This is a genomic window from Erysipelothrix larvae, assembly GCF_001545095.1.
Taxonomy (GTDB): Bacteria; Bacillota_I; Bacilli_A; order Erysipelotrichales; family Erysipelotrichaceae; genus Erysipelothrix; species Erysipelothrix larvae.
The window spans coordinates 705399-729820 of the sequence record NZ_CP013213.1; the positions used below are offsets into that span (position 1 = coordinate 705399).

24 protein-coding genes are annotated in these 24422 nt (G+C 38.2%); 20 read left to right on the forward strand and 4 right to left on the reverse strand.

The features are described 5' to 3' along the window. Positions 1-60: 60 nt before the first annotated feature. Positions 61-2583, forward strand: a complete 2523-nt coding sequence (locus tag AOC36_RS12310; protein WP_067631407.1) for a pectate lyase-like adhesive domain-containing protein — start codon at positions 61-63, stop codon at positions 2581-2583. Positions 2584-2625: 42 nt separating this feature from the next. Here the strand turns inward: AOC36_RS12310 and AOC36_RS03205 are convergent, their stop codons facing one another. From AOC36_RS03205 to AOC36_RS03215, 3 genes are read right to left on the reverse strand one after another with little or no spacing between them, the layout of a single operon-like run. Further along, complete coding sequence (locus AOC36_RS03205; protein WP_067631409.1) at positions 2626-3213, reverse strand: ATP-binding cassette domain-containing protein; 588 nt, start codon at positions 3211-3213, stop codon at positions 2626-2628. Further along, the gene (locus AOC36_RS03210) at positions 3200-3865 is read right to left on the reverse strand and encodes an amino acid ABC transporter permease (protein ID WP_067631411.1); all 666 of its coding nucleotides are present in this window, start codon (positions 3863-3865) and stop codon (positions 3200-3202) included. Before AOC36_RS03210 ends, AOC36_RS03205 begins: the two co-directional genes overlap by 14 nt. Continuing rightward, positions 3862-4611, reverse strand: a complete 750-nt coding sequence (locus AOC36_RS03215) for an amino acid ABC transporter substrate-binding protein (RefSeq protein ID WP_067631414.1) — start codon at positions 4609-4611, stop codon at positions 3862-3864. The genes AOC36_RS03210 and AOC36_RS03215 overlap by 4 nt, the downstream gene beginning before the upstream one ends. Before the next feature lie 134 nt (positions 4612-4745). On the opposite strand from AOC36_RS03215, the gene AOC36_RS03220 reads away from it, so the two are divergent. From AOC36_RS03220 to AOC36_RS03305, 18 genes are all read left to right on the forward strand, one after another. Then, complete coding sequence (locus tag AOC36_RS03220; RefSeq protein ID WP_198401198.1) at positions 4746-5009, forward strand: YerC/YecD family TrpR-related protein; 264 nt, start codon at positions 4746-4748, stop codon at positions 5007-5009. Between the two features lie 59 nt (positions 5010-5068). Beyond that, positions 5069-5746: a response regulator transcription factor gene (locus AOC36_RS03225; protein WP_067631418.1), complete on the forward strand. Its 678-nt coding sequence runs from the start codon at positions 5069-5071 to the stop codon at positions 5744-5746. Then, on the forward strand, positions 5743-6942 hold the full coding sequence (locus tag AOC36_RS03230; RefSeq protein WP_067631420.1) for a sensor histidine kinase: 1200 nt from the start codon (positions 5743-5745) through the stop codon (positions 6940-6942). Before AOC36_RS03225 ends, AOC36_RS03230 begins: the two co-directional genes overlap by 4 nt. Before the next feature lie 185 nt (positions 6943-7127). After that, positions 7128-7835 (forward strand): polyphosphate polymerase domain-containing protein, encoded by a 708-nt coding sequence (locus tag AOC36_RS03235; RefSeq protein WP_067631422.1) that lies wholly within the window; start codon positions 7128-7130, stop codon positions 7833-7835. After that, a complete protein-coding gene (locus tag AOC36_RS03240; protein WP_067631424.1) occupies positions 7828-8517 on the forward strand; it encodes a DUF4956 domain-containing protein in 690 nt (229 codons plus the stop codon). Before AOC36_RS03235 ends, AOC36_RS03240 begins: the two co-directional genes overlap by 8 nt. A 16-nt stretch (positions 8518-8533) precedes the next feature. After that, positions 8534-10267: a carbohydrate-binding domain-containing protein gene (locus AOC36_RS03245; protein WP_067631425.1), complete on the forward strand. Its 1734-nt coding sequence runs from the start codon at positions 8534-8536 to the stop codon at positions 10265-10267. Between the two features lie 272 nt (positions 10268-10539). Next, a complete protein-coding gene (locus AOC36_RS03250; protein WP_198401199.1) occupies positions 10540-11274 on the forward strand; it encodes a ChbG/HpnK family deacetylase in 735 nt (244 codons plus the stop codon). 8 nt (positions 11275-11282) lie between these two features. Next, on the forward strand, positions 11283-11681 hold the full coding sequence (locus AOC36_RS03255; protein ID WP_067631429.1) for a YbaN family protein: 399 nt from the start codon (positions 11283-11285) through the stop codon (positions 11679-11681). Next, the gene (locus AOC36_RS03260; RefSeq protein WP_067631432.1) at positions 11678-13402 is read left to right on the forward strand and encodes an ABC transporter ATP-binding protein/permease; all 1725 of its coding nucleotides are present in this window, start codon (positions 11678-11680) and stop codon (positions 13400-13402) included. Before AOC36_RS03255 ends, AOC36_RS03260 begins: the two co-directional genes overlap by 4 nt. After that, positions 13399-15006, forward strand: coding sequence for an amino acid ABC transporter ATP-binding/permease protein (locus AOC36_RS03265; RefSeq protein WP_067631434.1), 1608 nt, complete (start codon positions 13399-13401; stop codon positions 15004-15006). Before AOC36_RS03260 ends, AOC36_RS03265 begins: the two co-directional genes overlap by 4 nt. A 72-nt stretch (positions 15007-15078) precedes the next feature. Then, entirely contained in the window at positions 15079-15558 is a 480-nt protein-coding gene (locus AOC36_RS03270; protein ID WP_157777137.1) for a hypothetical protein, read from the forward strand. An 82-nt stretch (positions 15559-15640) separates the two neighbouring features. Continuing rightward, positions 15641-16432, forward strand: a complete 792-nt coding sequence (gene proC, locus AOC36_RS03275; protein WP_067631438.1) for a pyrroline-5-carboxylate reductase — start codon at positions 15641-15643, stop codon at positions 16430-16432. Positions 16433-16440: 8 nt separating this feature from the next. Next, a complete protein-coding gene (locus AOC36_RS03280; RefSeq protein ID WP_067631440.1) occupies positions 16441-17283 on the forward strand; it encodes a MurR/RpiR family transcriptional regulator in 843 nt (280 codons plus the stop codon). Positions 17284-17371: 88 nt separating this feature from the next. Then, positions 17372-18268: an N-acetylmuramic acid 6-phosphate etherase gene (murQ, locus tag AOC36_RS03285; protein WP_198401200.1), complete on the forward strand. Its 897-nt coding sequence runs from the start codon at positions 17372-17374 to the stop codon at positions 18266-18268. Next, positions 18252-19406: an anhydro-N-acetylmuramic acid kinase AnmK gene (anmK, locus tag AOC36_RS03290; RefSeq protein ID WP_067631444.1), complete on the forward strand. Its 1155-nt coding sequence runs from the start codon at positions 18252-18254 to the stop codon at positions 19404-19406. Before murQ ends, anmK begins: the two co-directional genes overlap by 17 nt. After that, positions 19403-20491, forward strand: coding sequence for a DUF871 domain-containing protein (locus AOC36_RS03295; RefSeq protein WP_067631446.1), 1089 nt, complete (start codon positions 19403-19405; stop codon positions 20489-20491). Before anmK ends, AOC36_RS03295 begins: the two co-directional genes overlap by 4 nt. Beyond that, positions 20488-21342 carry an N-acetylglucosamine kinase gene (locus AOC36_RS03300; protein WP_067631447.1) on the forward strand — a complete coding sequence of 285 codons (855 nt, stop codon included), beginning with the start codon at positions 20488-20490 and terminating at the stop codon, positions 21340-21342. Before AOC36_RS03295 ends, AOC36_RS03300 begins: the two co-directional genes overlap by 4 nt. Positions 21343-21446: 104 nt before the next feature. Then, positions 21447-21827 (forward strand): OsmC family protein, encoded by a 381-nt coding sequence (locus AOC36_RS03305; RefSeq protein ID WP_067631448.1) that lies wholly within the window; start codon positions 21447-21449, stop codon positions 21825-21827. A gap of 44 nt (positions 21828-21871) precedes the next feature. Here the strand turns inward: AOC36_RS03305 and mnmL are convergent, their stop codons facing one another. Next, positions 21872-22819, reverse strand: a complete 948-nt coding sequence (mnmL, locus tag AOC36_RS03310; RefSeq protein WP_067631449.1) for a tRNA modification radical SAM protein MnmL/YtqA — start codon at positions 22817-22819, stop codon at positions 21872-21874. Positions 22820-22982: 163 nt separating this feature from the next. Between mnmL and AOC36_RS03315 the strand changes: the two genes are divergently transcribed. Then, entirely contained in the window at positions 22983-24410 is a 1428-nt protein-coding gene (locus AOC36_RS03315) for a 6-phospho-beta-glucosidase (protein ID WP_067631450.1), read from the forward strand. Positions 24411-24422: the final 12 nt, after the last annotated feature.

Sequence of the window (24422 nt, forward strand, 5' to 3'; positions counted from 1 at the left end):
TAAATATATTTTATATGTGGGAATACAAAATATATTGTCATTTTAAGAGGAGGAAGAAGAATGAAGAAGTTTTTTCGTGTTCTCATAGCACTCAGTTTCGTGTTTGTGCAGAACATTACGCCCGTTTTCGCTGAAGGGTCAACCACAGGTGATGTAAGGGAGGTAAACAATGCATCACAATTCCTTGACGCATTGAATTCACAATCAGTTTATGAGATTAGACTTGTTAATGATATTGTGATTTCCTACGATGATACAAACAATATTAGCAAGTCATTTATCGTAGTTAATGCTGACAAAAAAATTGTAGGAAATAATAAGACGATATCTTTTGAAGGATTGATGCCTAACAGACATTTTGGTGTCTTTGATTTTCGAGGGGATACAGAAATATCCGATCTCACAATCCGTGCACCCCATAAAGCTGATCCTGAAGATGAAAATAAAGATCAATACACGCCAACGGTTTTATCATTTGGTGGTAAGGATAAAACGGTAGTCGTTAATAATGTTACCGTGAGAACCGCACAAGACTCAAATAATCTTCAAGTGGCAGTTGCTGTATCAACAACCAATGGTAACGTTACATTTGATGGTTTGTTTATTGACGGGGGTCGTCTGTTCTTTAACACACCAAACACTGGGAAAGTGACACTCAAAAATAGTGTGATTTCACAAGCTAATGTATCTTTTAAAGAAAAAAGTGGTTCAGATGAAATCTTGACATTTCCAAATCTTGGGGAAAATCGAGACTACTTTGCGTACATGAACGAAGTTGACCTTACGCTATCAAATACACGGCTTTATGTGAATGAAGCAAAAGGTAAACTACCTGAGAAATTGGTTAACTTTTTGAATCAATTAGACCCAAATGCTTTACAAGACATAAAGGATGCCACTCCGACATCTAAAAATAGTGTGCTTGTAAAAAGTGGTCAAGGATTTACGCAATCACTAAAAAGTTCAACCGTAAACAACATTGTATTAGGCAATGATATCACAGATCTTTCCTATGATTCTGAAGGAACATTGTTTTCCGTAAATCATGACGTCACAATTGATGGGAATGAGAACACGCTTGCTTTTGGGAAAGCGTGTGTCATGCCTGCTAAAGGGGTACCGGTATTTGATTTCTCTTCGAATACAACAATCAAAAATTTGATTCTTTTTGCACCAAATAAGATGGATAAAGCGACGGATCGAAAAGAATTTACACCAACATTGTTCTCATTCAAGGGAAATGATGTCAGTGTAAATTTGGAAAACGTCACCTTAAATGTTGCGAATGGGTCCCTAAACCCTCAAATTGCAGTGTATATTTATGCAAAAGGTAACTCAAAATTCACCTTTGATGGCGTAAGTATTCCAAGTGGAAGACTGTATGTAGCACAAAGTGCTGCTGGTAGTCTTGAAATGACGAACTCAATCATCTCTCAAGAAAATGTCATGACCCACGATGACAATCTCAGTGATGAAATCTTAACCTTAAACTCTGAAACGTTTAAAATACATGGAGTAAAATCAAGATTTGTTGTGAACGTTCGAAATGTGAACACCCAAACGTATCTTGTGAACTTCCTCATGGATTTTCTTAAAGAAACCGGAATTGATCTTGAGATTTCACTGAATGGTCTTGCCAACTTTGAGAAAGATACAGTACAGGTAAATGTAGGAGATCGTATATCGCTTCAATCCATCCACACACTATTTGGACTTGTAGATGGACCAAATAATACAACACAATGGTCAAATGTTAAGGTAGAATCAAACGATGTTGATAATGGATATCTTGTTACAACAAAAGCTGGGAACATTAAAATCAGTGTTGATTATGGATTTGAAGTTAACGGTGCGTTCCATACAGTTCAAACTTTTACATTCACATTGATCGTGAAATCACCTCAAGAACCTGAAGTTCCAACAATAGACACTGAAATTGTTGGTGATGAAAATATTTCTGAAGAAGTAAATGTTGATAAAATTGAAGTGCAATTTGACGAAAGTCAATTTACTTCAGCAGTGAAACGCTTTGAATTTGGACTTCCAACAATTACAAATTCTCAACAGGAAAATATTGAAACACAAATGCTTGCTTTACTGGATGGTAAATATCAAGCACAACAACTCATTGTGTTAAGTATTCGTCCAATTGGAGAAAACGGTCAGAAACTACAAGTGGTAAATGGAACTGTGGAAATTACGATTCCTGTACCAACAAGCTTAGACCCTAAAGGATCATTTGCAGTATTCCACGTAAGTGAAGATGGAACACTGGAACTCCTAGAGCATACCGTTAACAATGGTTTTATTACATTTAAAGCTACGTCATTCAGCAATTTCGTTGTAGCGAATGTTGAATCAGTTGTTGAAGAAACACCTGTTGAACCAGAAGTACCAACAACACCTGTTGTACCTGAAACACCAACACAACCTGAGACACCAACACAACCTGAAACATCAAAACCGGATGATTCAAAGAATCTTCCAGGAGCAGGCTTGTTGAATCTAAGCATGATTGGGTTCTCGATGACTGGATGTGGACTCTTGACATTGTTTGAAGCGCATCGAAAAAAACGTAAATAATAAACTAAAACAGCCAACTTTAGAAGTGGCTGTTTTCATTTGCTATTCATAATAAATGACGTCGGTTGCGTATTGTTCTACCAGTCGGTTATCGTGGGCAATAAATACTATCGTAATGCCTTGTTGATTCAGTTGAGAAAGCATGTCCATAAAGATTGTCGCATTCGCAAAGTCAAGAGCACTGGTTGCCTCATCCACAAGCAATAAGTCAGGGTTTTGAATAAGACTTCGGATGATCGCAACGCGTTGTTTTTCACCACCGCTCAACTGGTGGGGAAACTTCTCTTTAATATTACTGATCTGATATTCATCAAAGAGTATATCAAGTCGCTTAATGATATCCTGATTTAAGGTTTTATTGGCTTTAAATGAAATCAAGCAATTATCCATGGCACTTAAGTGAGGGAATAAATTAAAATCTTGAAAGATATAAGCACATTTTGAATAAGTGTTTGTGACACTGCCACTAAAATTGGTTTCAAGACCAGCAATGATTCGAAGCGTAGTCGTTTTTCCAGAACCACTTTTCCCATAAAGCGCAGTCATTGATCCATCTTTGATTGTGAGTGATGAATTATCTAGAATTTTTTGTGACCCAAAAGAGAGGGAAACATTGTTAAATTGAATCATGAGATGTTCCTTTCATGTTTAACTTTTTACTGATGATATTAATCACAAACACAACCAAGGCGGTGAAAAGTAGGTAACCAACGCCTACAAGCACTAAAGCATCGACACGTAAATCCCTTGATACGGCTTCTTTCGCAACCATAAGCATCTCTGGAAGTGCAACCGCTGCAAGCAGTGATGTGTCTTTCACAAGCGTAATGCATTCGTTACTGATTGAGTACAGTGTGTTTCGCATGACTTGAGGAATGATGATATAACGGAACGCGTTAATTTTAGAAATATTCAACATTTTCGCTGCATCCCATTGTCCTTTTCCAATTGTCTTAAAGCCCCCTTTAAAGATTTCTTGGAAATATGCACTGTAATTTAGAATAAAGGTAATAATCGCAAAGAAGAGACGATTGTCTCTAAGTGGAATTGGAAGGATGAGGGGGAGTGCATAGAAAACAAAGTAGAGTTGAAGTAAAAGTGGCGAACCTCTAAAGAGCCATGAGTAAGCACTCAATATTTTTTGAATAAAAGGTCGTGTATTACTGATGTAACCTAATATGAGTCCAATTGGCATGGAGACAATGAGGGTTACCACATATACATTCAAGCTGATTCCAAATCCTTTCGCAAGATTTGGAAGTAAAGAAATCCAGTAACTCATCGTTTAATCAAATCCTCGCCGAACCATTTGATGCTGATTTCTGAGAGTGTTCCATCTGCAATAATCGCATCAAGTGTATCATTTATTTTCACTTGCATTTCCGTGTCATCTTTTCGAAGTCCAATTGCATACTCTTCACTTTGCAGTGATATATTTGGAACCACGATATATTCATCACTCTTTCCAATAAGGTAACGTGCATAGATTTCGTCAGCAACCACAGCATCACTGTTTCCAGCTTTTAAATCTAACAACGCTTCATTAATGGTTGTGAATCGATTCAGTGTAAAGGATCCGTCTTCAAGGGTTTCTACCAAGATACGTTGCCCACTTGATTCGGATTCAACGGCGATGTGTTTGTCTGTTAAATCATCCAAAGTTTGAATTGAATCATTGTCTGCACGTACAATTACAACAATCGAGTTTTTAAGATAGCTGTTTGTGAATAAGACTTCTTTTTGACGCTCTTGAGTAATGGTGAAACCATTCCAAATTGCATCAATACCACCTGAGTTTAATTCAAGGATTTTTGAATCCCAATTAATGTATTGGAAGGATACGTCCATATTGAGTCGTTTAAACACTTCAGTAGCAAGATCAACGTCGAAGCCGACAATCTCTCCATTCTCATCTTTAAATCCCATTGGTGGATAATCGGTAAATCCTACCGTAAATGTTTCATTTTTTGATGAACCACATCCTACAAGAAGTAAGATACAAAGTATCAGTGCAAAGCATCGTTTCATAAAAAGTCCCTCTCTTTTTTTGTTATCAATGGTTGTAGTATAACACCATACTTCACTAAAGTAAAGCGATAAAGTGAAAAAGTGTTTTATTTTCTCATAAAAGATTGGTACAATGGTACAAAGAGGTGATGCATGTGGAGCATAAACGTTTGTATGATACAATCTTAAAACTAAAGGATCTTCAACAAGCTGAAGCGTTTTTCAAAGACTTATGTACAGAAAAGGAATTGAAGGATTTTTCAGATCGGTTGGAAGTAGCTGAGAAACTTCTTGAAGGAAAAACCTACGATCAAATATCAAAGGAAACCTCAGCAAGCAGCGCAACCATTGCTCGGGTAAATCGGGCGATTATGTATGGTAAAGGTGGCTATAAATCTGTAATACAAAACGATTCATAATTTTAGGTGTATTTAAGGTTTATAAACTATACTTTGAGTAAAGAAACGAGGGGTTTAGGATGCGTTTATTATTAGCTGAAGATGAACAAGACTTAAGAGAAGCCATGGTTGAGATTTTGAAACAACATCATTTTAGCGTGGATGCAGTTGAAAATGGAGAAGAAGCTTTGGAGTATATTGAGTTTGGCGATAATTATGATTGCCTCATTCTGGATATTATGATGCCTGTGATGGATGGCATTAGTGTTATCAAAGCACTTCGCGAACAAAAAAGAATGATTCCAATATTAGTGTTAAGTGCTAAAAGTGAGATTGATGATCGCGTGTTGGGACTTGATACGGGTGCCGATGATTATTTAGTTAAACCGTTTGATGTTCAAGAACTACTTGCACGAATTCGTGTGTTAACACGACGTCCCATTAATGAACAAACATCAACCCTTACGATTGGGAATGTTACGTTGGATCGTGCGAACTATTCAATTCAAACTGAAAAAGGTCAGTTGGTGCTTCCAAATAAGGAGTTTCAGATTTTGGAGTTGCTTATGGTAAATCCGCAAAATGTTATATCCAGCGATGCAATCTTCAGTAGAGTATGGGGTTTAGACTCTGATGCTGATCAAAATACAGTATGGGTTACATTGTCCAATCTTAGACGTAAGCTCAATGTGGTTGATGCGACCCTATCGATAAAAAGTGTACGGAATGTTGGTTACACCCTTGAGGTTACCCAATGATACGCTCATTACGAAGACGCATTGTTTTAATCACCCTGCTTTCGGTCGGTCTTGTTTTAACGGTCATGGTTGGTGGAGTAAATATTGCGAACTATCTGCAGATAATCAATAAAGCTGACAGTACCCTGGAAATGCTCGCAGAAAATAGGGGGACCTTTCCCAACCAATCCTTACCCAATCGCGATCGACGGCCTGAAGAACGCTTTGAAACGCGATATTTTAGCGTTCTTTTCGATGCAAATTACGCTGTAAGGGAAATTGATGTATCCTCGATTTTCGCGGTATCCAGCGCCCAAGCTGTTAATTTTGCAGGGAGTGTATTAGAATCTGGAAGCACAAAAGGTTTTGAGAATAATTATCGATACCTTGTTGTGACTGAAGGAAATAATACCCGAATTGTATTTATGGATATACAACGGGATTTAGAATCCTTTCAATCACTCTTATTTAATAGCTTTCTAATTTCATTTATTGGTTTTGGTGCTGTAATTGGATTATCACTATTCTTCTCAAAAATACTTTTAAAGCCCGTTGAAGAAGCCTACGTCAAACAGAAACAGTTTATTACAGATGCAAGTCATGAGCTAAAAACGCCCATTACCATTATCAAAACAAACATGGACGTATTGTCCTTATCAAACAATGATAATAAATGGATTGACAGTACAAAACGTCAAACAGATCGTATGAGCATCATGGTCAATGATTTGTTGTTTCTCTCGAAGATGGATGAGACTCAAACATTGGGAATTAATGAGGACGTGAATATGAAACAACTTGTGGAAGAAGTTGTTCACGATTATCAACCCATCATTTCAAGTGACTACAAGCTGAGTGTACAGTGTGAAGAAGCATTCTGTAAGGGCGATCCAGCCTTACTCAAACGATTGATTAATGTTGTCGTTGAAAATGCCTTGAGATATGGAATCAAAAATCAGGTCATTGATCTTTCACTGAAAAAAACACGCCCTCATCATTTTGAATTTAAGATTTTAAATGCTTCTGAAATATCAAACGTTGGGAATGTTGAGTCAGTGTTTGATCGCTTTACGCGTATGGATGACTCTCGAAATCAAAAAACAGGCGGCAGTGGTATTGGTTTGTCCATTGCGAAATCAATTGTGACACTTCACCAAGGAACGATCCATGCTACTGTAAATAAAAACCATGAATTTATGATCACAATTAAGATTTAAGACTGTGTAATCGGTGCACCAATTTTAAGACTTTTAGCCTACCATAATCATGTTTATGCGTATACATGAATCCTAGATTACAGATCAATTTACTGTAATCTTTTTTTATTTTTTGAATCAAGCCGTGATTTTAAGGTCTATTTTAGGTTAGGCAGGTATAGTAAACCTATACGTGGAGGCAACTTATGAAAAAGACACATACATTTGAACGATTTGAATCGAAGTATCTCTTAACAAGCAATCAAAAAGATGCGCTGATGGCGTTATACAACGACCATCTTGTTGAGGATGCATTTCCGCACACGCATATTGTCTCAGTATATTTTGATACCTGTGATTATCGCGTCATTCGTGAATCAATTGAAGCCAAAGATTATAAAGAGAAATTAAGGTTGCGTAAATATGTTTCTGACAATCAAAGTGGCACCTTGTTTTTTGAAATCAAGCGTAAAGTAGATGGGATTGTTTACAAACGAAGAAAAGGAATTACGAGTCTTCAAGAGATTCATCGCATTCATGATTCAAACCCGAAAGAACTTGATCAAATTGAACACGAAATACAGTATGTATTTCAAAGAAATCCAGATCTAAAACCCAGCATTTTGATTGGATATGATCGCGATGCATATAAAGCCTGTGATGATGATACATTTCGACTCACAATTGATACAGCCATTAAAGCACGATTTATTGATGTCATGGATTTAGAGGATACGGACGGTGATCATCTTCTTGAAGAAGGTATGTCACTGATGGAAGTAAAAACGCGGCTGGGGTATCCGCGATGGTTTTTAGATTTTTTAAATGAGAATGGTGTTATTAAACAGTCTTTCTCAAAATATGGCAATGCATTCAAGCAAAAAGTTGCCCAAGGAGAAATTATCTATGGTTAATCAACTATTTACAAGCATCTTTGAAATCACAGGATCGATTAATCTTGTATCCTTTTTAATCTGTATCGGTGCTGCCTTGTTATTGGGTTATATTTCTGCATCAATCCATACGGTTGGAAATACGTATTCTAAAGGATTTGTGGTATCCCTCGCATTGCTACCAGCAGCGGTATGTGTTGTGATTATGATGGTCAATGGAAATGTAGGAACAGGGGTTGCGGTAGCAGGGGCCTTTAGTCTGGTCCGCTTTCGATCACTACCAGGTACTGCACGTGAAATTAGTTCCATCTTCTTAACGATGGCCATCGGACTTGCGACTGGGATGGGGTATATTGGATATGCCGTGCTATTTGTGATTGTGATTGCACCGGTACAAATTATCTATTCTAAATCAACATTTGGTGAAAAAGACATGGATTCATTACAACGTACTGTACGAATCACCGTACCCGAAAGTTTAAATTATACCGATGCATTTGATGAAGCATTCGATGAATTTACCACTTCACATCAATTATTGGCAGTCAAAACAAGTAATATGGGGAGTATGTACCGTTTGACCTATTCAGTGCTTTTAAAACAGAGTCAAGATGAAAAGAATCTTGTGGATGCACTGCGTGTCAGAAATGGAAATTTAGAAATAAGCAGTTCACAGCGCGAATTTGTAGCGCATGAACTTTGAAAGAAGGAAACAACTTATGCGAAAAATTGGACTCATATTAGGCATGTTATTGTTGTTTGTGGGGTGTTCACAAGTGAGTGAACCTCAAGCGCAAGAAACACCAAATCAAGAGACTGAGACAGTAGACAGTGATGCATTGGATACATCGAATCTAAATATCTTGGATGCATCAACAATGTTCAGTGATGATGATAAGGATACATCATTTGATGCAACAACCGCTTTGTCCCTTGATGTAGGGTCATTAACGAATGCTTCTTCAGTAAACGGTGTTACAATCAGTGACGATTTTATTACCATTCAACAAGCAGGAACTTATGTTTTATCAGGAACAACAACACGAAGTGTTAAAGTGGATGTCAGTGAGAGCGAGAAAGTCCATCTTGTGTTCAATGGCGTCACAATTAATGCAAATAACTTTGCGGCACTCTATATCTACGAAGCCGATGAAGTGAAATTGACCATCGCCTCAAACAGTGTCAACACACTTACAAACACGGGTGGGTTTAGCGAAGATGGTGATGTTAACGTGGATGCAGTCATCTTCTCACGTCAAGATCTAATCCTTAATGGTGATGGATCATTGAGTGTTAACGCAACCGATGGAAATGGAATTACGGGTAAAGATGATTTGAAACTGTATGGCACGTTAGTGAATGTTACCGCAACAAATCATGGAATCGAAGCAAATGACAGTGTTCGCATTGGTTCAAGCACTGTTGTTGTAAATGCAGGGCGTGATGCAATCCAAGCGGATAACACTGAAGATGTGACGAAAGGATATGTTTATGTTGAAACATCAAATCTAAGCCTAAACGCAGGAAATGATGGCATTCAAGCCAGTTCAGTCCTACAGATTCAATCTGGAGATTTCAAAATTGTAACCTTTAATGGTGTTGATTCGTCAGTGGATGAGTCATTGGATGAAAGTTATAAGGGGCTGAAAGCTGATGGCATTGTATTTTTAGGAAACGGAACGTATGACATTAATACAGCAGATGATGCAATCCACTCAGGTATGGATGTCATCATTGATGCAGGAACTTATTCAATTAAAACCTTGGATGACGGCATCCATGCGGATGAAACAATCCAGTTAAATCGTCCCGTTATCACCATTTTAGAAAGTTATGAAGGACTTGAAGCAAAAGTTGTTGAAATTGATGGAGGTACGATATCAATCAGTGCATCCGATGATGGCATCAATGCATCCGATGGCACTACAACTTCTGGCGCACCGGGTCAAATGGGAAACGCGAATTCTGACCTATTGATTCAAATCAATGGCGGACTTGTATCTGTTAATGCAGGGGGTGATGGCATTGACTCCAATGGCAATATCGAAGTCACAGGTGGTGAAGTGTATATCAGTACCGATGGAAGTGGTGGCGATGTGGGCGTTGACTATGATGGAACGGCTTCAATCACAGGTGGTATCATTGTTTCCACTGGCTCACAAGGTATGGCTCAAAACTTCACAACCGCAACACAAGGAAGCATTTTATATGGCGCTTCTAGTACCATCGCACAAGGATCTCAGATAAAGGTCAGTGACCAAGAAGGCAATGGATTGATTGACACGGTCGCAGCAGGTGACTTTAATTCAATCTTAATATCATCACCTGATTTTGCACAAAACGATACCTTAACATTAAGCTTGGGTTCCAATGAAACAACAATTACACTCACCACTCTTATTACTTCCTCAGGTAATGGGAACCAAGGTGGTAGACCTGGGGGAAGACGATAGTTATGTGTGATTAATTAAGTGTGATGTAAGTTAGGTATTAAGATGATTTACGCCAAATGTAAATCATCTTTTTTTCTTGGTGGTGGTTGCGAAAGAAAGCTGATTTTAAAGTGATAAAATACGATACAATGAAAGAAAGTCACCATTTATCATGATTAATTTACAATGTGTTTATTCAAAAATATTAAATTCTTTGGACCACTTACCCAAAAAAATATGAAATTAGGCTGTGTTTGAAGTATAATAGTTTAGTGAATGACGAGGTGATTGTGTTGATTTCTAAATTAATTATAAATGCGGATGATTTTGGACTTACGCGAGAGGTTTCCCATGCAATCATTGATGCACACGTGAATGGCGTGGTTACATCAACAACATTAATGGGAAATTGTGAAAAAAATGTATTAGTCGATGCGCAAGAGGCTTCGCGCAAATATCCCGATTTAGGGATTGGTGTTCACCTAGTTTTAACTAAAGGACAACCTATTTTAAAAACACATAAGACGATTGTAGATGGACTTGGAAAGTTTAAATATAAAGCAGACCAGTTTGATGAGTCTGTGGATGTTAACGAAGTATATGAAGAATTCAAAGCGCAGATTGAACGAATTGCGCAAGTGATTGAGATTACTCATTTTGATTCGCACCATCATGTTCATCTGGATCCATTATTTCAATCAGTTTCAAAACGTTTGTGCAAAGAATTCAAAATACCGATGCGTTGGAATAAAGCAAAAAAATTCCAATATGTCTATTGTTCGCATGGCTTCTATGACGAAACTGCGACCCTTCAAGGACTTCAAGAAATCCTACGCAAGCACCACGGTCTTGTTGATGTGATGGTCCACCCGGGTTATGAAGATGATCCTTTCTTAGATGAAATCTCTGCATACACTTCAACGCGCTATGAAGAGTACAAGGTACTAACATCTCAGGCGCTTAAAGATTTTCTTGTGGAACATAATATTGAACTCGTGAACTATCGGTTTGTAAAGAAAACACCCTAGGAGACCCTATGAAATTAAAGAAAATATTTTATGTTGTTGTGTCTGCACTTTTTTTGGTTTTTGGATTAATTGGTATTGTCGTACCAGGCCTACCAACCACCCCTTTATTGCTCGTCTCTGTATTTTGTGCTGCGCATGGTTCGACTCGCTTTCATCAATGGATGATTCGCCAAACATGGTACAAAAATCATGTAGAATCCTATGTTGAATCCCGTGCAATGACGCGCAAATCAAAAGCAATTATCCTCGCAACAGCATCCACAATGATTGGTGTTGCTATGATTTTTGTAGGATATTGGCAGATTAAAGTGATGTTGATGATCCTTGTTGTATTAAAATATGTCTATTTCTTGAAGTATATTGAAACGATTGAACCTACAGTTCAAAAAGAGGGAAAACTTGAATGATTAACTGGAAACTTGTCGGTTTAGTAAACACATCCAAACGTAGAATCAAACGGATTGTGTTATTAAGCAGTGGGGCTTTACTGATGCAAGGTCTTTTTCTACTTATAATTAAAACCTGGATTGACCAAGGCTTGGCCATCAATCAAGACTTTATGTTTTTATGCGCAGGTGCATTACTCTTAATAATCCTAAAAAATGGCTTTAACCTATTTCGTTTTAGACAATCTACTGCTTTAAGTAGTGAAGCAAAATCAACCCTAAGAGGGCTTTTGTTTGAAAAGATATCACGCATTGAACCCAGTCAGATGAAAACAATGAATCATGCTGAATTGGGTCAACTGATGAGTGAGGGAATTGATCATTGTGAATTGTACTTTGGGTCCTATGTGCCACAATTTTTCTATGCATTTATTGCCCCCGTTTTACTCAGCATAATGGTGAGTTTTTTTAGTGTAAACGTCGCAATCTGGTTGTGTGTTTGTGTTCCTTTGATTCCCATTGCAATCATGGCTGTTCAAAAGATTGCGAAACGTCTTCTAGAGAAATACTGGGGTTCATATACCACGATGAGTGATAACTTTTTGGATCGCTTAAAAGGATTAAAGACGCTGAAAATATTTGATGTTGATGATCGGATGCAAGATCAAATCGATGCTGATGCAGAGCACTTTAGAAAAGCAACCATGCGTGTACTTATCATGCAGTTAAATTCAATCAGTATTATGGACTGGGTTGCGTATGGTGGTGCATGTGGTGCGATAATCATCGCGCTCACTCAATATAACCGTGGGGATTTAACGCTTTCTGCACTCATTTTCATTGCTTTAGTGTCAGCGGAGTTTTTTATCCCAATGCGACAATTAGGATCATTTTTCCATGTTGCGATGAACGGAGCTCAAGCAGCACGGCGCATCTTCTCAATTCTTGATCTTGAAGACATGAAACGCGATGTCGCCCTAACACAACTATCAAAAGGGTATCATCTTGATGATGTCACTGTACACTATGGTTCAAAGAACGCATTGAATCATGTTTCACTGGATTTCACACTAAATCAAACCATCGGACTTGTAGGTGAAAGTGGGAGTGGAAAAAGTACCCTAGTTTCCTTATTGTCAGGATTTAAGTCAGACTATGACGGAACAATCCTTATTGATGATATGGACATTCGCTCAATTAATCTTACGGATTTATACAATCATGTGGGCTATGTTGGTTCAGATAGCACTGTATTTCAAGGGTCATTTCGATCAAATCTACAGATGAATGATTCCTTTTCGGATGAACTGATGATGAAAAGTTTACAAGAGGTTGGACTGGATCATTTTGTATTAAGCAAAGGCGGTCTGGATTTTGTTCTTGAAACAGGCGGGGACGAATTATCTGTTGGCCAAAAGCAACGGTTGTGTCTCGCACGGTGTTTACTTCGTAAAAAAGCAGTTTATATTTTTGATGAAGTCGCATCGGGTGTTGATTTAGAATCTGAAATGATTATTTTAGATGCAATTCATACCTTAAAAGCACCCAACACCCTGATTATCATTGTGTCGCATCGACTCAAAAGCATTGAAGCGTGCGATGGGATTGTGGTCATGGATCAAGGACAGTGTGTTGGATATGGAATTCATGAGTACCTTATGAAATCGTGTCCAACCTATAAGAATCTTGTATCAACACAAAGAAAACAAGAGTTGTTCTTTGAGAAAGGAAATGACGCATGAAAAAGAATATCATCAATATGACGCGTCTTTTTGGTTTTCTTGGTGCGTCACGATTTAAACTATTTCTCGCCGCTTTTTTTGGAATCTTAGGGCATGTTGCGGCATTCTTGATTCCTGTTTTGGGTGTGTATTCTGCACTCACTCAAAACGTTTATCTTAAATCAATGATCGCCTGTGCGATTTTAAGAGGCTTGTTTCGATATATTGAACAAGCACTTAATCATGAAGTCGCCTTTAGAGTCCTTGCGGAAATTCGCCACACTGTCTTTGTTGCATTGCGCAAACTGGTTCCTGGACATTTTGAACGCTATGGCTATGGGAATTTAATGACACTCATTACCAGCGACATTGAACTGTTGGAAGTTTTCTTTGCACATACAATATCTCCGATTCTCATTGCACTTATCTTTAATGGAGCCCTTATCATCTATTTACAATCCCTGCACATTTTGTTTGCGCTTGTTGCACTGTGTGCCTATGTTTTGATTGGTATAATCTTTCCGCTCTATTTTTCGAATAAAGGGTATTCAAATGGTGTAAAAAGTCGCAATAAATCCTCACTAATTAACACGCTCACCTTAGAGAGTGTCTTTGGATTTACAGATATTACACAATACAAAATGTGGAATGTGAAGATGGATGGGCTCAAAAAACAACAACACACCCTTAACTCACTCAACGACTCACTCAATCGCATTAACGAAAAGAATCGATTCATCACTGATTCAACAGTTCTCTTATCCTTTGTGTGTATCTTGATGATTGGAAGTATTCTACATCTTGATATGACATCAACCCTTCTTGGCGCTACGATTGTAGTCAGCTCATTTGGGCCAGTCATCGCACTCTCAAATCTCTCGTCTAATTTACAGCATACGTTTGCCAGCGCAACGCGTGTCTTGAAACTTTTAGATACACCGCCATCAATGGTGCCAGTCACACAAGGTGATGCCTGTGACTATCTTTCATTTGACATGATAGCGTGTGATCTTGGATATCATGAAACCCCCGTGCTTGAAGCATTTAGCCTTCACTTGGATCAAAGGGGGATTGTTGGTATTAAGGGTGCAAGTGGCAAAGGGAAAACGACGTTATTTAAAACGATGATGCAATTGATCCCACCTCTAAAAGGGAATATATTATGGTCATCCCATGACATCCGTCGTATCAATACTAAAACGCTTCGAAAAGAGATTGGGTATATGGAACAAGAGACGACTCTTTTCAAAGATACAATCGCTAATAATATCCGAATTGGGAAATGGGACGCAACCCATGATGAAATCAGTGAAGCAGCGAAGAAGGCAAACATCCATGATTTTATCATGACCTTACCCCAGGGATATGATACACTCATTAATAATTCAGTCTCATCGGGTGAAAAACAGCGTATTGGATTAGCACGCCTGTTCTTACACGATGCATCACTGTGGCTTCTTGATGAACCTACCAGTAATTTGGACAGCTTGAATGAAGCAGAAATCATGCAAACCATCGAAACACTCAAAGACGAAAAAGCAATTGTGATAAGTTCACATCGTAAATCGACCCTATCGATTGTTGATTCTAAAGTAGATTTAGATCATATTTCTGGTACCATGTGAAAGCTTTGTGATAAAACCGGATTTCCCTATAATTTTAGTTTATAACTTGCTATAATTGTGAAGGTGATGGTTTTGAGACAAAGTATATCAATGTTACTCTTATTACTGATTATAACTGGGTGTGCACAATCGAATCCTTCGACTGATGCTACTGGCTTTTTATGTGAAAAACAGGATTATGGTTTGGTTGAAGTCCGTGAGTTAATCCTGGATAGTGATGGAACAATAAAGAAACTGATTTCTACATCACGCATTGAATTTGATGCCAGCCAATCTGCAGATGTTACAATCGAGGATTATCAGATGTTCTTGGCCCAACTCTATGAAAGCCTTGTATCTCAAGATGATGGAATCAATTATTCAAGCCAAATCATTGAGAATATTATTGAAGTAATCATGACCTTTGATATGGTTCAAATTTCAGATAGTACGCTTGTTTGGCTGGGGTTACCCATTGAAAATACTCAAAATCGCATTATCGTTGAACAATATATCGATAACCTAGAATCAAACGGTTATCAATGCAAAACTACAACAGCTACCCTTGGGTAGTTTTTTATTTCAATGGATACACGGTTGGATGTAAAATATTATTTCTTCTATGGTATAATACCCACAAGGAGCGTGATATATAATGCGTATAGGATTTGTTGGCGTTGGTAATATGGGTGGTGCAATACTCGATGGGCTGATGAGTTCAGGGGCTTATCAACCAAAAGAAGTATCCATTAGTGGGTCAAACCCTAATCGATTAAAAGAACTAAAACTGAAGTATGATGTCGTGGTTTCAACATCCAATCTTGAGTGTGTTACATCAAGTGATATTGTATTTTTAGGGGTTAAACCCGATATTCATGCCGTAATCGCGCATGAATTTAAAGACGAAGTGAAATCCAGTGTTTTAGTATCAATGGCTGCCAAGGTATCGCTTCAAGAGTTAGAACGGATTTATGGTCGAGTGGCTATTGTTAGAATTATGCCGAATTTGAATGTCACAATCCAAGAAGGAATTACTGCTATTTGTCGCAATCAGTATGTGAGTGATGAACATTATGAGGCAATTCAAACAATCCTTCAAACCTTAGGTGAGGTCGTGGAGATCGAAGAATCATTGATGAGTGCATTTATTGGTATTGCAGGAAGTTCTCCAGCTTTTGTATTTCGCTTTATCGATGAACTGATTAAACCCGCAATTGCAGATGGAATGGATCCAAAGCACGCCTTGCATATTGCATCTGTGGCAGTCAGTGGCAGTGCACATTATCTTGATGTGAGTGAAGAGAGCGCAACACAACTGATCAAAAATGTAAGCTCACCCAATGGCACGACGGTTGAAGGGTTAAAAATGTTGGATAAGTATGGATTTGATGAAACGATTGAAAAGGCAGTGGTCGCGGTTATGAAAAAAGATAAAGGCGAACTATAGGGGGATTTATGAGTTGTTTATTACGAATACAAGAATCAAGTCATGATTTTACAGATACAGAAAAAAAGATTGCGGATTACATTGTTGTAGAAAAATCACATGTGATCAATTATTCGGTGCAAGAACTTGCGAAAAAGACAAATACTTCTCCAGCGGCAGTTGTTCGGTTTTCAAAGAAGATTGGTTATAAAGGATATATGAACCTTAAGGTTGATTTAGCACAAGATATCAAAAACGATCGTGTGAAAACAGATAATATTGTACGTGAGGATGATGAAATCTCAGTATTAATTCAAAAGGCGAAGAATTCTTCGTTGGACACGTTGGATAAAACCTATCAGTTGTTGGATGAAGATCTGCTCTTACACGCCATTTTAACGATGCGTCATGCAAAACGTATTTTCTTATTGGGAATTGGTGGCTCCGCAATTGTATGCTATGATTTACATCAAAAACTCTTGCGTGTAAATGTTGATTCTCGTTTTGAAATGGATTATCATGTGCAACTCGCTGCACTTAATCACATAACAAAAGACGACGTCTGTATTGCGATATCATACAGTGGGGATACTGAAGAAATCGTCTATGCTTTGAAATATGCGAAAGAGCAAGGGGCAAAGACCATTGGGATTACACGATTTGGGAAAACACCCATTCAAAAATACTTGAATATTGCATTACAAATACCGCATACAGAAAAAGAATACCGTCTGGGATCAATTCTATCTCGGTTTTCATTTTTAGCGGTAACGGATTTATTATATTATGGCGTTGTTCAAGAATCCTTAGACCGACGAATTGAAACAATTGTTAAGACAAGAGAGCTCACAAAAGGGCTTCATAAAAATTAAAAGGCCGTATTTACGGTCTTTTTTTAATTCTTGATTGAAATATTATTTCGTTTACCATATAATATCTATGAAATAAGGGAGAAATATTATGTTAAACCTATCAACGTTACAAACAGAACAAAGAAATCAGAATACATTGAGCATTGACACATTATCAACACTTGAAATGGTACACCTTATCAATCAAGAAGATACACAGGTTCTCAATGCAATCAGTGAATGTGCACCCAGTATCGCAACGGCGATTGATGCCATTTATCCGTGCATTGAAAACAAAGGGAGACTTGTGTATATGGGTGCTGGAACTTCCGGAAGATTGGGTGTATTGGATGCTTCAGAATGGTTTCCAACCTATGGTGTAGGTGAAGAATCTGTTATCGGTATGATTGCAGGAGGCGATGTAGCATTAAGAGTTCCAATCGAAGGTGCTGAAGATGATCGTGACCAGGCTGTTAAAGACATGCAATCAATTCACTTTAATCAAAACGATGTCTTGCTTGCAATTGCTTCATCAGGTCGTACACCCTATTGCATTGGTGCGTTAGAATATGCTAAATCATTGGGTGCAAAAACTGTTTCATTGGCGTGTGTTTCAAAAAGTGAAATTGGTCAGATTGCAGATATCGCCATCGAAGCCATCACAGGACCTGAGGTTGTGACTGGATCAACCCGTATGAAAGCGGGATCGGCACAAAAAATGATCCTAAACATCATTTCAACATCCTGTATGATTAAGTATGGGAAGGTTTATGGAAACCTCATGGTAGATGTAAAACCTACGAATGTGAAACTGATTCAAAGAGCTAAGAATATTATCCAAGAAGCAACGGGCTGTACACAAAAGCGTGCATCCGATTTACTGACACAAAGTCATGACAATGTGAAAGTTGCGATTGTTATGGAACTAATGAATGCCGATTATGAGCATGCGTGTCAAATGTTATCGGACAATGAGGGACGGATTACACATGTTGTTTCACGATAAGGACACAGTTATTGGTCTTGGCATCATGTCTGGGACTTCTTTAGATGGCATTGATGTTGCATCGGTTCTTTTTGATAAAGGAAGGTGTACATTACGACATTTTGAAAGCTATCCAATCGATGATGACCTGAAGCAAAAAATACTGGATGCATGTAACCCTGAAACCTCGGGTGTCGATACAATCTGTTCTTTAAACTTTGAACTGGGAAAGACCATCGCGCAGTGTGTGGAAACATTTCAACATACTTACCATGAACCCCTTGATTTTATCGCAACCCATGGTCAGACGTTGTATCATATTCCTTCAAGTACAGACCATCTCGTACGTTCAACCCTACAAATTGGTGAACCTTCCTATCTGGCGTATCAATTTGGTGTGCCAGTCGTATCAAACTTCAGAGTGATGGATATGGTTGCTGGTGGTGAGGGAGCGCCTCTTGTACCATTTACCGAAAAGATTCTATTTTATGATGAACAGGTTACAACCTGTATTCAAAATATTGGTGGGATTGGGAATGTGTCGGTCATCTCAAAAGATAAGCAAAAAGAAGTGATTGCCTTTGATACAGGTCCTGGGAATATGTGGATGAATGCTGCCATGCAAGCCTTTTACAAAAAACCTTATGATAAGGATGGTGCAATTGCTCAGATGGGGAGTGAAATACCCGAACTCATGCAGGACTTAATCTGTGATCCCTATTTTAACATCACGCCACCAAAAAGCACCGGTCGCGAATATTTTAGCGAAGCGAAGGTTCATGCCTTTTGTAAAAGGTATTGTGATCGCCAAGAAGACCTAATCCATACGCTTACTAAATTCACCGCCTATTCAATTTATCGCTCGTATCAAGATTACATCTTGCCACACGAAACCATTGATCGTATTGTTTTATGTGGGGGCGGTGCCTATAACAAGACTCTTGTCTCAATGATTCAAGCGTATTTTAAAAACAATGCACTTAGCGTTGTGACAATGGAAGATTTAGGGTATTCTAGTGATGCAAAAGAAGCACTTGCTTTTGCATTGTTGGGCTATAATACACTGCTTGGAAACGTCAATAACTGTCCAAGTGCTACAGGTGCTAAAGAACAGGTAATATGTGGGATGATTACCCCACCACACAGGAGAAACACATGAGAAAATTAGGAATATCAATCTATCCAGACAAATCCTCAGTAAGTGACATGAAGACATATATTGAAAATGCTGCACATGCAGGGTTTTCACGCATCTTTTCGTGCCTACTGTCTGTTGATAAGTCAAAAGCAGTGATTGTTGAAGAGTTCAAGGATATTAACGACTTTGCCCATGAACTCGGGTTTGAGGTCATCGTGGATGTCAGTCCTCGTGTCTTTAATGAGCTGGGAATTTCATACAATGATTTATCGTTTTTTAAAGAAATTGGTGCAGACGGGTTGCGTCTTGATCAAGGATTTACAGGATTAGAAGAAGCAATGATGACGTATAATCCATATGATTTACTCATTGAAATTAACGCAAGTATGGATACCCATACAATTGATACGATTATGGATTATCAACCCAATCGTTTTAACTTAATTTCATGTCATAACTTTTATCCACATCCATATACTGGATTATCCTTAGATTTCTTCAACAAAGCCAATGCTCATTTTACTCGTTATGGTTTAAGAACTGCGGCATTTGTGACTTCACAAGCACCTGCTTCATTTGGTCCATGGCCAGTATCCGATGGCTTATGCACCCTAGAACTGCACCGTAACTTGCCTCTAGATGTTCAAATCAAACATTTTATCGCAATGGACAGTGTCGATGATATCTTGATATCAAACTGTTATCCATCACCACAGGAGCTAAAAGCAGTCTCAAAAATAAACCTCACAAAGGTTAATTTTAGTTGCACACTCATTGATAACTTACCAGAAATTGAAACAAAAATCGTATTGGAAGAGCCGCATTTTAACCGTGGTGATGTAAATGAGAACTTGATTCGTTCAACACAAAGCCGTGTGAAATACAAAGGGCATGCTTTTGAATTAGTGAATGTTCCAGATATCATTCGTCGTGGTGATATTATTATTGAAAGTAAAGACTATGGTCATTATGCAGGTGAATTGATGATCGCGAAGACAGACATGAAAAACTCTGGGAAAAGTAATGTTGTGGGACGTATAAATGAGGATGAGGTGTTCCTTTTAGATTATATTAAACCATGGCAAAAGTTTGAGTTCACACGATGAAACACTATCGATTGGGTGTAGATGCAGGGGGGACCTATACCCGCTATGCTGTATATCTCGATGGTGATTTAGTTGAAGCAGTCACAGGACCTTCCATTCATTTTATGAGCGTTGGATTTAAAGGCATTGGTGAAGCCATTAAAAGCGGATTGAGTCAATTATCCCAAGCGTATCCTTTTGAGAAAGTATTATTTGGATTAGCAGGCTATGGTGAAGATCAGACATTACGGAATAAAATAAGTACGCAGGTTCATTCTGTGTTTTGTGACGCAATCTGTATCAATGATGCTCAACTCGCTCACATTGCTGCACTAAAAAATCACGATGGCATCTTTGTGATTTCCGGAACTGGATCAATTGCACTGCGCAAACATCTCAACCAAACAACCCGTACTGGTGGTTTTGGTTATTTGCTGGATGATAGTGGAAGTGGCTTTTGGATTGGTCAAGCACTGTTAAGACGGTTTACGCACGAAGTGGATGGCAGAGAAAAACGGACGTCGGTTTATGCTACCATCATGGAAGCATTTGATTTGAAGTCTGGGTATGACATAATTCAATCCATATCAAATGCACAAAACACCCGTCAGACAATCGCATCGGTCAGTGGTTTGTTTAAAACATCGACTGAACCCGTTGTCCTTGATATCTTTAAAGAAGCAGGCTATCACTTAGCATGTTGTGCTAATGCCTTAGTTACTGAAGAAGATGACCAGGTGAAGTGTTCATGTGGTGGTAGTGTGCTTATACACAATACGCATGTGCGTGAAAGCTTTGTCCATCACTTAACCCATCAAATCAACTTTAGTTTTGAACCCTATAATGCATGCGATGCAGTGCTCTATATTTAATCAATAAGCAGACGTGTTAAAGAGTCTGCTTTTTTTAGGTGAATGTGTTATTATGATGTTAGAAAGGAGTGTTTTATCGAGAATACGATAGAACCAATGATAGTATGGGAAAATATAAAATTGTGATGGATGAAACAGAAACAGGTCTTAATCATTCGATTGCTGATACAATCATTAAAGGTGGAGATACAACACCCCTTGATTTATTGCTTTATGCAGTTGCAGGATGCAATGGATTAGTAATTAAAAACTTATTGGAAGCCAATCGCATTGACTATAAACTGAATCGCATAGAATGTTCAGGGGAAACAGATCCTGACACGAATAAAACGAGTAAAATTGATGTCGCAATATATCTCAGTGTTTCTGAAGAAAATAAGGCAAAAGTTGAAAAACTTTCACATCAAATTCCTAGGTTTTGTACCGTGGTGCGAAGTTTAGACCCTGCCATCGATATAACAGAAGGCGTAGTCTTTGAATCATGAAAAAAAGGTATCGGATAAAAGTGTTTGCTTAATCCGATGCCTTTTTATATAGATGTGGGTTTGTAAAGCCTTCCTTGCACGGTATTTCTTCTTGCCATTTCTTTATCAATATCATTTAATACAGAGACTTTCTTTAAAGTCCATAAGGGTGCTAAAACATCGTCCAAAACACCATCACCCGTTAAGCGAGCAATCACAGTTTCGGGAGGTAACAATTCCAATTGCGCAATCACAAGATCAACATAAGTTTCTTGGTCGATGATATCAAATGGTTCTTGGAGATAACTTTGACCTAAAGGGGTGTCTTTAATGACATGTAACATATGTATTTTTATCATTTCAGGCTTCAATGAAGCACAAAAGCGCGCCGTTTCGAGCATCATCTCAACACTTTCATTGGGGAATCCATTGATTATGTGCAGACATACTGGAATATTTGCTTCTTTGAGTGCGTTAACACACTCAACAACACTGTTTAAATCATGCCCTCGATTCATCCAAAGCCCCGTTTGATGATGGATTGATTGAAGACCAATCTCAAAGGTTACTTCCTTATGAACGCTCATTGATTTAAAGAACGCAATCTTTTCTTGGTCAAGACAATCTGAGCGTGTCGCGATATCGATGGAAATAAAGCGATCATCAAAGAAGTAGGGGGTGTAGAGTTTTTTTAGTGCATGAAGGGGTGCGTGGGTGTTGGAATAGGATTGAAAGTAAGCAATCGCTTGTGCACCGTTCCATTTTCGGTTCATAATTTCAAATCCACCCTGTATTTGAAGTTCGATATTCTCGGTATCTGGAATCATATCTCCAGACCCGCGTTCTGAGCAAAAGTTACACCCTCCATAACCAACGGTTCCATCGCGGTTGGGACATGAAAATCCAGCATCAATGCAAACTTTATATACTTTTGAACCATACTTTTGTCGGGTATAGTAATTGTAAGTATGATAGCGTTTGTTGTCGTTTGAGTAGATAAAGGGTGAATTCATAAATGCCTCCAATGAAAATAAGTAACAGTATAAATTTCTATATACTGTATTTTATCATGATTTTGGGGAAAGCATCAGTGCATTCAGTGAAAATAAATACCATATTCTCAATAAAGGTCAAATTATGCGGTATAATGAACACGTTAATATGGAGGTAATTACTATGGGATTTCCTAAAGGTTTTTTATGGGGTGGCGCGACTGCCGCTAACCAATATGAAGGTGCATATAACGTTGATGGTCGTGGACTTGCAAACGTTGATGTCATTCCTCATGGTCAAGATCGTTGGCCAATCGCAATGGGTGTTAAACATGTAGACGGATTTATGGATGGTTATTACTATCCAGCTCAAGAAGGCGTTCGTTTCTACGAAAATTATAAAGAAGATATTAAATTATATGCTGAGATGGGATTTGGTGTATTCAGACTCTCAATTGCTTGGTCACGTATTTTCCCAAATGGTGATGAAACACAACCCAATGAAGCAGGGTTAAAATTCTATGAAGATGTGTTCAAAGAGTGTAAAAAATATGGGATTGAACCACTTGTAACGATTACTCACTTTGACTGCCCACTTCACCTTACAAAAGAATATGGTGGATGGAAAAATCGTCAGTTAATTACATTCTATGAAAGACTTGTGCGAGTATTGTTCACACGCTACAAAGGCTTGGTAAAATACTGGTTGACATTCAATGAAATTAACATTATCTTACATGCTCCGTTTATGGGAGCAGGTCTTGAAATCACTGAAGGTGAAGACAAGCAACAACAATTGTATCAATCAATTCACCATGAACTTGTTGCGAGTGCACTTGCAACAAAGATTGCACACGAAATTGATCCTGAAATCATGGTAGGATGTATGTTAGCTGCTGGATCAACCTATGCATTTACACCAAACCCTAATGACGTATGGGATGCTTATAAGAAAGATCGTTCAAACTATTTCTTTGTTGATGTACAAGCACGTGGCGTGTATCCAAACTATGCACTTCGTGACTTTGAATTAAAAGGCATTCACATTGATATTACTGAAGAAGATAAAGAACTTCTTGCAAATAATACAGTAGACTTTATTTCATTCTCATACTACTCATCAAAGGTAACTTCAGTGGATCCTGAGCATACTGCAAAAGCAAAAGGCAATATGTTTGAATCACTAAAAAATCCATACCTTGGTGCAAGCGAATGGGGATGGCAAATTGACCCTCTTGGATTCAGAATTACGATGAATGCATTGTATGATCGCTATCAAAAACCATTGTTTGTTGTTGAAAACGGATTGGGTGCAGTAGATAAACCAGATGCAAATGGTTATGTTGAAGATGATTACCGTATCAGCTATATGCGTGATCACATTGCCGCAATGCGCGATGCAGTGAGCATTGATGGTGTTGATCTTCTTGGATACACAATGTGGGGTCCAATTGACCTTGTATCTGCTTCAACAGGTGAAATGAGCAAGCGTTATGGATTTGTGTATGTAGACCGCGATGATCAAGGAAACGGAACATACAAACGTACGCCAAAGAAATCATTTAATTGGTATAAGAAAGTAATTGCTTCTAACGGAGAAGACTTAGATTAATACATCAAAGAC